Here is an 8,445-nt window from a genome sequence, read left to right as displayed (position 1 = left end):
CGACAAGGGTCAGCACCTGCCGGCACATACTGCTGAGCAGGCCGAGGTGGGGAATGGAACGACCAGCAACGAAAAGACTCATCTGCGGTTCTCCTTGGGGGCCTCAACCGGCCGGAAATCCTTTGAGTACGGATGCGGCGGCGGTACCGACGCGATTGAAATCCTCCGTCGCCCCCTGCATCATCGATTGCGCCTGATTGAGCACTTTTGCATATTTTTCGTCGCCCGTGGCCAGGTACTGGGCCATGGCCACGCCCGCCGCGGTGGTGGCGATGGTGGAGACGTTGCGCAGCGCATCGGCGGCGTCCTGCACGGCGATCGCCGCCGACTGGGCCACCGACTGGTAGGCCTTGCCCGCGCCGCTGGTGAGCACCACCTGGGGGCTCATGGTGGCGGTCTGCACCTGGTTGATGACGTCGATGACCTGGGCGTTGACGTTGCTCGGGTCCATAAGAACTCCTCCAAGGACATGCGCAGGGGTGCGCTGTTACCGGTGTTCAGGGGCGGGCATCCGCGTCGCCTGGATCGGCGTGGCGGGAGGGGGCAGGCGCGGAATCCGGGGCGGGACCCACGGCCGGGTCCGGACCGGGCGCAGGGTCGGGCACGGGACCGGGCGCGGACGCCGACGTACCTGCTGCAAGCACTTCGAGTGTATGCAGGTTGGCAGCGGCGGTCGCTGCATCGGCGCTGGCACCATGGGTCTGTGCCTGCAGGATGCCGATGGCGGTCATTCCTTCATTGGTGGCTGCCGCAATCACCGCCGCCGGCGAAGGCGGCGTGGGCTGCGGGCCGGGAAGCGGGAGGACATTGGGCGGCGTCGGCGGTGGCGGCGGCGGCGGGGGAGGCGGCGCGGGGAACGGGGCGTTGATCATTTTCGCACACGTGGCCGTGACCGCCGCGGCGCTGACCATGCCGCCGCCCTGCTGGCGGTTGACCGCGTTGTGCATGGCCGTACCCAGCGTCTCAAGCATCACTACATCCAGCATGCCAAACGCCTGCGAAGCGGCCTGGCCGGTGGTCAGGGCTGCCAGCGTGCTGACGCTGTCGACCATCTGGGTGTTGACCGTGTTGTCGTTGATCATGATGGAACCGCTCCCTTCTGGATGATCAGGGCCAGCACCTGGGCGAGGCTCGCGCCTGCCGTGACCTGGCCGCGCTGCTGGTTRGCCACGGCGTTCTGCATCGCCAGGCCGAGTGAGTCGGCCATCGCAAGATAGGTGGCCGACATCGCGAATGAAGGCGCCAACGCGATCGCCAGGGCCGACTCCGCGCTGGTGGCTTCCAGCAGGTAGGCAATGGCGGGCGAGGCGGCCATGGATCAGAGGTCCGACGTGACGCCACCCAGGCTCGGGGCGCCGCGGTGGGCGTCACGCCGGACCGACACGTCAGCGCAGACCCAGGATTTCGCGGGTGGCCACGCCGTTGGAGGCGGTGTCGATCGCATACAAGGTCGACACCCCCTGGGTGGTCGAGGCCTGCATGGTCACGTAGGACTGCTGTTGGTTGTTGGTCGCGTTGTGCGCGGCGTTGGACAACGCCTGGCTGGTGGCCACGAACAGGTTGCCCATTGCGATGGCCGGTGCATCACCAAGAACCTTGGTGTTGACCTGCGACACCGAGTCGGTGATCTGGCTGTTGACGGCGGTAGGGAATGCCATGGTGAAGACTCCTTGGGGTGGACGAAGCTACGGAAACGGAGACTGGCGGCCATCACTGCGATCAGCCGAACGTCTTCCGGGTGGCGGCGCCGGTGGCGCCGGTATCGACTGCATAGAGCAGTGAAACGCCCATCGTGGTCGCGGCCTGCGCCGTGACATACATCTGCTGCTGGGCGAGGGTTGCGTTGTGGGCGGCGTTGGCCAGTGCCTGCGCCGTGGCCTGGTAGAGGCTGCCCATGGCCGTGGCAGGGGCAACCCCCAGCACCTGGAGGTTGGCCTGGGTGACCGAGTCGGTGACCTGGTCATTCACAGCGGTTGGAAATGCCATGGGTCAGCTCCTTGCCCGGCGGCGCGTCAAGCGCCGAGGATCTGTTTGGTGGCCACGCCGGTGGTGGCCGTGTCGATCGAATACAGGGTGGCCACGCCCATCGTGGTGGCTGCCTGCGCCGTCACGTAGGACTGCTGCTGCGCGTTGGTGGCGTTGTGGGCGGCGTTGGCCAGCGCCTGCGCGGTAGCCTGGTAGAGGTTGCCCATTGCGATGGCCGGCGCATCGCCGAGCACTTTGGTGTTGGCCTGGGTGACCGAATCGGTGATCTGGTCGTTGACGGACGTCGGGAATGCCATGTCGTGCTCCTTGAGGGTGGCGGATCAACAGCAATCAAACCGGATCAGGAACCGAGCCCGCGCACGCGGGTGCTGAAGATTTCCTTGGTAGCCACAGCGGTGCTGGCGGTATCGATCGAGTACAGCGTGGCCACGCCCATGGTGGTGGCCGACTGCGCGGTCACATACGACTGTTGCTGGGCGTTGGTAGCGTTGTGGGCGGCGTTGGCCAACGCCTGCGAGGTGGCCTGGTAGAGGTTGCCCACCGCGATGGCGGGCGCGTCGCCCAGCACCTTGGTATTGACCTGGGTAACCGAATCGGTGATCTGGTCGTTTACCGCGGTTGGAAATGCCATGTTCTGCTCCTATGAAAGATGGAACTGCCTGGGGTCCAGTGTCACGGTGCATTGCGCCGAAGTGTCTGTGCGTCACCGTGTATGCAGAGTAGAAACATCGCGGCGGCGTGGATTGGTGGAATCGACGAAGAATACGGCGGATCTGGCGTGAAAGAGGGCGCCGCAACACGGGGAAAACGCGGGTGGGTGCAGGGCGCCCCGCAAGAGGCGCGGGACCTGAAACGCAGCGGGGCTGCGCCGGGGTGGAAAACCCGGGGCAGCCCCGCTGCGGGAGGTATGGCGATGCTGGGCTCAGGGAACGGGAAGCCCCGCGATGTAACGCGCGATCGCGGCATACCAGTCGATGGACTGCGACCCTGCTTGCGGGACCTGCGGCAGGACGACGCTCTGCTGGACCCCCAGGACGTTGCAGATGTCGGCCTGCTCGACCAACTGCAGTCGATCCAGTTCCCAGTCCGCCACGCTGGTCGCGGTGGGCCTGCCCATCATGGCAGGGCGTCCGGCCAGGTTGGCGTTGAGGGTCGCCAGGGTGCCAGCGTCCACTTCAAGGGGGGCGTCGAAGCAGACCAGCACGAATGAGACCCTGCCTGGCCGCGGCCCGAATTCGACGAGTGCGAACCTTGCAAATTCCGGGCCGAGTGGGGTGCCCGTCTCCTCGGCGAACTCGCGGCGGGCAGCCGGCTCGGCCGCCTCGCCCAGTCCCATGCGCCCGCCCGGCAGTGCCCATTGCCCGGCCTGGTTGACGAGCGTTTCCGGGCGCTGGGAAATCCAGGTTTCCAGCGCCAGCTGTGCCGCCGCGATGCGCCCGACCAGCCCGGCGTCGGGCCAAACGCTGATCGGCGGGGTCCCGAGCGGCGTCGCGGCAGCGAATCCGGCTGTCCTGGAGGCCCGGTCCGCCGCCGTCAGCACGGATGGAAGCGCAACCTGCAGCGCTTGAACCGTGTCGGCGCCGGCGGCCGTCGCGACCTGTGCCGAGGCATCCCTGACCGCATTGAGCGTGGTGGCGGCGGCCGGCGTGCTGCCCCAGGCCGATTGCGCTGCGGCAGCGGCATCGACCAGTAGCGTGCCCGCCTGGGCGGTCAGGTCCGCCCGGGCAGGCGAGGTGAGTGCAGCGGCCAGCAGGGCGGCAGCTTCCACCACCAATGCTGGCGTGGCAATGCTGCTCCACCAGCTATTGGTGACGCGTTTGCGCGCGATCAACCATTGCGTTCCGGAACGTACCGCAGCGTAGGCTTGTGTCATCACGACTCTCCTCGGGGTGGGCAGCATGGGCGCTCCGCCGGACCACCCGGCGGGCTGCATGGGCATGGCGCATTCAGTTGTTGCGGTGTTCAACCAGGTAACGGGCCGACTGCAGCGCGTTGCCGTCGGCGTCGGTGGTGATGGGGTCATACATCGTGTCGTAACGGGCTTCCCACGGCGGTACGCCGTCGCGTTCGAGGAAGCGCCGTTGGTTGCGGGGCGGCAGCGGATCAAGCACCCGGCCGTTCGGGTTCAGGCCGTCCAGATGGTTTGCGAGTGCTTCGGCCACCTGCTGCACGCGGTTGCACAATTCGGCGCGCTTGCTGTGGCGATTGAAAAAGTCCAGATCGTTCCACTCGAGATTTTTGCGAAGCGGCTCCAGCCGCTCCAGAATCGTCCAGTCTTCCAGCGCGTAGTCCCATATCCAACGTTCGCGCAATACGGTCGGCAGGTTCAGTACTGCCCACCGGTAGAGCGCCATGTCCTGGGTCTGCAACACGTCCATCAACGACGCCTTCAACCAGAGCCCGGTGAGGTCTTTAAGCGCGCTGTGGTAGGGCGCCCAGTCGCGCGCGTGGCCGCTCAACGTCTCGCCCTGATCGGCGTCGATGGCCTGGGTGGAACTGGCATTCCAGGCCTCGCGTTGCATCTGCAGCTGCAACGGCTCGCTCAGGCACGCCATGGCACCGGTCAGGACCTTGCTGGCCACCACGTGGAGCAGGGCGCACTTGGGCAACTGATCGGCATCCAGCGCATGGGCTCGGTCCAGGCCGCGCACGTTGAGGATGTAACTGCAGCAGGCACGCAGCAGCACGTGTCGCCAGTACCAAAGGCCCAGCTTGCGGTTGTGGCGCTCGCCTCGCAGTCGCCGGGTCTCATCGTTGCCGTCGAACAGCGCGTCGTAGTCGGGCATGCAGGTCTTGCGCAGCATGTAAAGGAAGTAGCCGCACAAGGTCATCGGCAGATTCATCTGCGAGGAGAAGCCGCTGGACCAGAACTTGCTGTACTTGGCGAGGATGACGGCAGGTGTGTAGCCGCCCCAGTCGTGCTGCCGCAGCTGATGGCGGTAACGGGCGGCAGGAATGTTGATGCCGTCATCAACGTTGTAGACGTTGATGGCATTGCCGACGTCGCCCCACGCTGCACAGGTGCAGGTGGCCGGTGCCAGCGGCACGCCATCGTCGGCACGGGGTGTAAGGCGCAGGTGCCCATCACGCACCGCCCGGATGAGAAGCCCGCGCAGCTGGGGGGTGAAGCGTTGCTGCCAGTCAGCGAACGTGGTGGCGACAATGGCGTCGTCCTCCTCCATGTCGCCGTCGTCCTGCGGTGCTCGAACGGCCACCGACTCGGTCAGGATCTTGGCCAGTTCGGCCTTGAACCGGTAGGCGTTCCGGAGGGTGTCAAAGCGCAGGGGAGGGCTGACCAGCTCGAAGGTGTGATCCGAATCGGACTCGATCCGCCAAGGGCCGGGCTCTGCGAGATCCACCTTGCGCAGATCGTTGCCGAGGGCGAGCGGGTCTGCATCGGTCCGCCACRGCTGCGCGTCGCCAGGCTGCAGCGTTGCGGCCACCACGTGAGTGAAGGCGAATATCGCACTGTCGTGCGTGCTGAACTCGATCTCCAGTCCGTAGGTGTTCCAAGGCAGCGCCTCGCCGCCGGCGCCGACCTGGATATTGTTCATGACCAGATCCGCGACCGGCGGGTCGATACGGACGGTCCATCCGATGATGTCGTCGGGAGTGATGGTCAGCATGCGGACACCCTGTGTTGGCGCTTGACCTGGGACGGTCAGCTTCAGGGCATGCTAGGAACGATGCGGCGGCAGGAATCGGCGCAAACGACGGGTAATGCGGCGGCGATGCGCCGATAGGCCCGAATGCGGTGGAATTGACGATATCGGGGCCGCGAATGGTGCGGCTGGCGGGCAGGCGGTGCTGGCCTTGGCTGCTGGCCGGCGTCCGTTCCGAGGCGGTCGCGGTTGCTTTGCGCCGGGCCGAGAGGCTGCGGCGGCGCCAGGACGGCGGCGATGCGATGATGACGAAGTGGATCAACCGTGCGCCATCAGAGGCGCGCCGTCCTGCAGGCGCGTGGCGAAGACATCCCAGCAAATGAGGCCATCTACATGAGGCGCGTGGCGCTACCGTTGAGGCTGGGAAAGGTACTGAGGGAGTGCGAATTTACTTCCCAATGGCCTCGATACGGACGCGCGCGTGATCAGCCGGTGCGCCAGCACATGGTTGACGGTGCCGCCTGCGGGGGAGGGTGGGCGGCGGATCTCGCGGAGCAGGATGTCGATGGCGGTGTCGGCCATCTCTGCTACCGGTTGATGGATGGTGGTGAGTTCGGGCCACACCATTGTCGACGCGAAGGTGTCGTCGAACCCCACCACCGAAAGATCACCCGGCACCTCCAGGCCGCGACGATGCGCCACTGAAACAACCGCCGAGGCCATGTCATCGTTGCTGGCGAAGATCGCGCTGGGCGGCTGGGACAGGGTCAACAACCGGTCGGCTGCCTCCAGTCCGGAGCGGTAGGTGAAGTACCCTGGCTGGACGAGTGCGTCGTCGTAGTGGAGGCCGGCGTCGGACAGCGCATCCCGGTAGCCCTGCCAGCGATGGGCACTGGCGGTCTGGTTCGGATCGCCCGTGATGTAGCCGATGCGGGTATGTCCGTGGGCGATCAGATGCGACACCATGTCGTGGCTTGCCTGGCGGTCATCGATGCGCACGCAGGAGATCCTGTCGCTGAAGTGGCTGGACGCGATGGACACCACGGCAACGCCGGMGGTGACGAATTCGTCGACGATGGCCTTCGATTCACACAGCGGTGGCGGAAGAATCACACCCGCCACGCTGCCGGAGAGCCGCCTTGCCGCCTCGCGACGTGCCTTGGCACCGAGCTCGTCCCACGCGGCGATCACCAGCTGCGCCGCTGCACGGGTGGAGCCACGCAGCGCGCCCACCAGCAGTTCGCGCAGGTAGCTGGAGCTGGGATTGGTGTAGATCAGCGCAATGCAGGTGTGTTGCGCCGCGGCCAGCGCGCTTGCGGCCAGGTTGGGCCGGTAGTCCAGGTCGCGCACGCTTCGCATGACGCGCGCGCGGTTGTCTTCGCGCACGCCTGCATGGCCGTGGATGACGCGGGAAACGGTCATGGCAGATACGCCGGCATGCGCCGCGACGTCATCCATGGTGATGGCGCTGGCCTTGCGGCGGACCACTTTATGGCTGCTTTTCAAGAAATGGGTTCCTTTGCTGCGCTGCATGATGACAAGCGCAACCCTGGATGATTAGTCTGCGCCCGTGACGTGATGGTAGCGCTACCACTGAGCCGGTGTAAGGCCAGCGGGTGCCCCCCCCTTTACCACGCGGCTGTTCTGGCAAGCCTGAAAGCGAGTTTGAGTCGCAGCAAGCGCACAGCGCGCTGCGATGTCGGTGTGGAAGACGGGCATCGCCCGTACGTGCCCCCAGGAGGGGCGGTACATCCATTCGATCGTATGTCAGAGGGGAGAGTCATGAGCGCTTCTACGTTCCGTCGTACGCCAGACCGGAGGGCTCGTTCATGAGCCGGACGCTGGCGAAGTTCACCTCCAGGGCCATGTTTACGTTTGTAGGCGGCGTTCTGGTCATCAATCCCGCATTCGCACAAGACGCGTCAACGCCGGCACCGGTCGTCCAACCCCAACGCCAGGCCCAGCCCAACCCGACCGAGCTGGATGCCGTGCAGGTCACTGGCATCCGCAACAGCCTCAGCCAGGCGATGGACATCAAACGGGACTCGGCCGGCGTAGTGGATGCGATCAGCGCCGAGGATATCGGCAAGTTCCCCGATACCAACCTGGCCGAATCGCTGCAACGCATCACCGGCATCTCCATCGAACGCCGTGATGGTGAAGGTGCGCAGGTCACGGCACGCGGCTTTGGCCCCCAGTTCAACATGGTGACGCTCAACGGCCGCCAGATGCCCGGCGCGGATGCGTTCGGTGCCTCCGGACAGGTCGCCATCGGCGGTGTCGATGGGGGTACGCGTGCCTTCAACTTCGCCCAGTTGGCCGCTGAAGCCATCAATGGCATCGAGGTCTACAAGACCAGCCAGGCCAATGTCCCCAGCGGGGGTATCGGTGCCACCATCAACATCCTCACCGCACGGCCGTTCGACCACGCGGGCACCGTGGCCAGTGCCGGTGCAAAGGTCGTCTCCGACGAGAGTCAGCCGTTCGGCAACGATCTGACACCGGAACTGTCCGGCATCTTCAGCTACAGCAACCCGGAGAAGACCTTCGGTGTCGGGGTGAGCGCAAGCTACCAGAAACGCAAGGGTGGCTCGGTGCAGGCCACCGACAACTACTGGAACGTGCAACCGTGGACCGGCACGATGCCCGGCAACCCGACCGTGGTCAACGCGCCGGCGATCGGTGCGCTGTACGGACGTCCCAACGACCTGCGCTATGCGTTCTCCGAGTTCGAACGTGAGCGCATCAATGGCCAGGCGGTGCTGCAGTTCGCGCCGACCGACGCGGTGACCCTGACCCTGGACTACACCTATTCGACCAACGAGATCACCGAGAATCGTGGCGAACAGGGCATGTG

11 protein-coding genes are annotated in these 8,445 nt (G+C 65.7%); 1 reads left to right on the top strand and 10 read right to left on the bottom strand.

Going from position 1 to position 8,445, the window contains the following annotated elements; translation table 11 throughout:
* Positions 1–103: 103 nt before the first annotated feature.
* The 10 genes from ACXJKH_RS10250 to ACXJKH_RS10205 all read right to left on the bottom strand — a co-directional run bounded on the left by ACXJKH_RS10250 (position 104) and on the right by ACXJKH_RS10205 (position 7,046).
* A complete protein-coding gene (locus tag ACXJKH_RS10250; RefSeq protein ID WP_256774352.1) occupies positions 104–451 on the bottom strand; it encodes a hypothetical protein in 348 nt (115 codons plus the stop codon).
* A 46-nt stretch (positions 452–497) separates the two neighbouring features.
* Positions 498–1,082, bottom strand: coding sequence for a RebB family R body protein (locus ACXJKH_RS10245; RefSeq protein WP_457319351.1), 585 nt, complete (start codon positions 1,080–1,082; stop codon positions 498–500).
* Positions 1,079–1,315 (bottom strand): RebB family R body protein, encoded by a 237-nt coding sequence (locus ACXJKH_RS10240; RefSeq protein WP_256774350.1) that lies wholly within the window; start codon positions 1,313–1,315, stop codon positions 1,079–1,081. The genes ACXJKH_RS10245 and ACXJKH_RS10240 overlap by 4 nt, the downstream gene beginning before the upstream one ends.
* 70 nt (positions 1,316–1,385) lie before the next feature.
* On the bottom strand, positions 1,386–1,658 hold the full coding sequence (locus ACXJKH_RS10235) for a RebB family R body protein (RefSeq protein ID WP_005416651.1): 273 nt from the start codon (positions 1,656–1,658) through the stop codon (positions 1,386–1,388).
* Between the two features lie 61 nt (positions 1,659–1,719).
* Entirely contained in the window at positions 1,720–1,986 is a 267-nt protein-coding gene (locus tag ACXJKH_RS10230) for a RebB family R body protein (RefSeq protein WP_256774349.1), read from the bottom strand.
* A gap of 26 nt (positions 1,987–2,012) precedes the next feature.
* Positions 2,013–2,282: a RebB family R body protein gene (locus ACXJKH_RS10225; RefSeq protein WP_256774348.1), complete on the bottom strand. Its 270-nt coding sequence runs from the start codon at positions 2,280–2,282 to the stop codon at positions 2,013–2,015.
* A gap of 44 nt (positions 2,283–2,326) precedes the next feature.
* On the bottom strand, positions 2,327–2,617 hold the full coding sequence (locus tag ACXJKH_RS10220; RefSeq protein ID WP_457319350.1) for a RebB family R body protein: 291 nt from the start codon (positions 2,615–2,617) through the stop codon (positions 2,327–2,329).
* Between the two features lie 291 nt (positions 2,618–2,908).
* Positions 2,909–3,859 carry an NUDIX domain-containing protein gene (locus ACXJKH_RS10215; RefSeq protein WP_457319349.1) on the bottom strand — a complete coding sequence of 317 codons (951 nt, stop codon included), beginning with the start codon at positions 3,857–3,859 and terminating at the stop codon, positions 2,909–2,911.
* Between the two features lie 73 nt (positions 3,860–3,932).
* A complete protein-coding gene (locus ACXJKH_RS10210; RefSeq protein ID WP_457319348.1) occupies positions 3,933–5,612 on the bottom strand; it encodes a hypothetical protein in 1,680 nt (559 codons plus the stop codon).
* A 384-nt stretch (positions 5,613–5,996) separates the two neighbouring features.
* Positions 5,997–7,046, bottom strand: coding sequence for a LacI family DNA-binding transcriptional regulator (locus ACXJKH_RS10205; protein ID WP_457319352.1), 1,050 nt, complete (start codon positions 7,044–7,046; stop codon positions 5,997–5,999).
* 371 nt (positions 7,047–7,417) lie between these two features.
* On the opposite strand from ACXJKH_RS10205, the gene ACXJKH_RS10200 reads away from it, so the two are divergent.
* On the top strand, positions 7,418–8,445 hold a 1,028-nt coding region (locus tag ACXJKH_RS10200), incomplete at its 3' end, for a TonB-dependent receptor (protein WP_457319347.1).

Source organism: Stenotrophomonas sp. P5_B8 (genome assembly GCF_054049855.1).
This window is presented reverse-complemented; position numbering and strand designations above follow the sequence as displayed.

What these genes read in the sequence shown, in the direction of transcription:
- ACXJKH_RS10250 (WP_256774352.1), bottom strand. Translation starts at nt 451, where the DNA reads ATGGACCCGAGCAACGTCAACGCCCAGGTCATCGACGTCATCAACCAG.
- ACXJKH_RS10245 (WP_457319351.1), bottom strand. Translation starts at nt 1,082, where the DNA reads ATGATCAACGACAACACGGTCAACACCCAGATGGTCGACAGCGTCAGC.
- ACXJKH_RS10235 (WP_005416651.1), bottom strand. Translation starts at nt 1,658, where the DNA reads ATGGCATTCCCTACCGCCGTCAACAGCCAGATCACCGACTCGGTGTCG.
- ACXJKH_RS10230 (WP_256774349.1), bottom strand. Translation starts at nt 1,986, where the DNA reads ATGGCATTTCCAACCGCTGTGAATGACCAGGTCACCGACTCGGTCACC.
- ACXJKH_RS10225 (WP_256774348.1), bottom strand. Translation starts at nt 2,282, where the DNA reads ATGGCATTCCCGACGTCCGTCAACGACCAGATCACCGATTCGGTCACC.
- ACXJKH_RS10220 (WP_457319350.1), bottom strand. Translation starts at nt 2,617, where the DNA reads ATGGCATTTCCAACCGCGGTAAACGACCAGATCACCGATTCGGTTACC.
- ACXJKH_RS10215 (WP_457319349.1), bottom strand. Translation starts at nt 3,859, where the DNA reads ATGACACAAGCCTACGCTGCGGTACGTTCCGGAACGCAATGGTTGATC.